Origin of the sequence: Massilia timonae CCUG 45783, assembly GCF_000315425.1 — a bacterium.
Lineage (GTDB): Bacteria > Pseudomonadota > Gammaproteobacteria > Burkholderiales > Burkholderiaceae_D > Telluria > Telluria timonae.
The window spans coordinates 1,968,333-1,969,267 of record NZ_JH992922.1 but is presented as its reverse complement, the minus strand read 5'-3'; the positions used below and the strand labels follow the sequence as shown (position 1 = coordinate 1,969,267).

Below are 935 nucleotides of genomic sequence, written 5' to 3'. Positions count from 1 at the left end.
GGCTGAACACGGACGGTGTTCGGCGACGGCGGTGTATCAGTTTTAAATCGCTGGGACGACGAAATCTGTATCAGTTTTCAATCGCCGTTGACATCAGTCCGGGCACCGCCAAGCGTTCCTTTCGCTTGCCTTCTCGCTCATCCGCTGGCAGTACGTCGAAAGCTTTTGTTAGGCGTTCTTAGTCTACCCCGTAACTCCGCCTATACCGGGGGCCACCTGAGGCATCAAGGTCGGGGTCTACTGTGCGGCTAACCGGAGGCTAAAGGGCCGGGGGGTATCCTGTGCATGTGTACAGAAAACGTTCTCACTCATCAAAAGCCCAACAATAACGAACAGAGATTGACCCTTTAGCGCCTTTTGGAATTGCAGTCTCGGTCAAAGGGAGGGGGGGTACATCGCTACCTCTAGCTATCTGCTTGCAGGCTTCTGAGAGCGACTTTGATTCCTTCACGCGCACTGAGACCATGCGGCACATTTCTAAGGGCAGTAGCGGCCTCCTCTGCCCCGTATCCCAATGCCAACAGGGCATTTAAGGTGTCTTCGCGGCCTTCATCGTATGCCCGACTAAGACGGGGTTTTGCTTCGGCAGAAACCGGGTACTTAACTACCGGAAGAGTCCGACCAGCGGCATCGTTGGCGTTGACCCTTCCGTAGATAGAGTCTTGAACCAGTTCGTGTACAGAAACGAGCCTATTACCAACTGAGACTATGTAGGTAATGTCTGAGTCTGCGGTTTCTTTATCAATACGTTTGTACCGATGGAGAATGCCACTTCTGCTTGAACGAGTCTTAACCTTGATATAAGCGTCAGCGCGGAGGCTGGACCAATCGGACCTGTCAGAAATTCTGTGTGCGGGGCCAGAATTCGTAGTTAGATAATCGCGTTCGTGAAGCGCTCGCCGAAGTAGAAAACCTCGAGTCTGCATGTCATCGCG

At 52.8% G+C, this 935-nt stretch carries 1 pseudogene; it reads right to left on the bottom strand.

Going from position 1 to position 935, the window contains the following annotated elements:
- Positions 1-404: 404 nt before the first annotated feature.
- Positions 405-539 (bottom strand): annotated as a pseudogene (locus tag HMPREF9710_RS28485) (Holliday junction branch migration protein RuvA); the annotation flags it as partial.
- Positions 540-935 lie beyond the last annotated feature (396 nt).